Origin of the sequence: Streptomyces doebereineriae (assembly GCF_031845645.1) — a bacterium.
GTDB classification, from domain to species: Bacteria; Actinomycetota; Actinomycetes; order Streptomycetales; family Streptomycetaceae; genus Streptomyces; species Streptomyces canus.
The window spans coordinates 1-476 of the sequence record NZ_JAVREZ010000174.1; the positions used below are offsets into that span (position 1 = coordinate 1).

The 476-nt window shown below is 66.8% G+C and carries 1 protein-coding gene; it reads left to right on the forward strand.

The features are described 5' to 3' along the window. Positions 1-476 (forward strand): hypothetical protein (locus tag RNB18_RS51310; RefSeq protein WP_311720967.1); only part of this gene is annotated, 476 nt, incomplete at both ends.

Consider the following 476-nt stretch of genomic DNA (forward strand, 5'->3'; position numbering starts at 1 on the left):
ACCGATGCCACCGAAGAGGCCACGGCGCAGGAGCCGCGGGTCGCTGAAGTGCGGGTCCGGCCACCGATCCGCATCCGGCAGGCGCTGACCGCGCCACAACCGCTGGCCTCACCGGAGCGCTCCGCCGCGCCGTCCGCCGCTCACGACCCGGTCGAGACCATCCACGATGTGATCCGCAGCCTGGGCGCACTGACGCTCAATCCCGAACCGCAGCACTATCCCAAGGTGTTGTCGGTGATCAGCGACGTTGTGTTCGACACCATGGCGACCCTGGAGCGGGTGGTCGGTGGCGACCCGGTGGTCCCGCCGGCACTGCGGGACTCCGTGGAGGTCAGTACCTCCACCCTGGTCATCTCCGAAGGCCATGAAGTCGAATCCTATTGGTATTTCCCCACCTCCGAGAACGGTGAGCCGCCGACCCGGATGATCTACCTGCAGCACGGCTTCATGGCGAACGGCCCGCTCTACAGCTACAC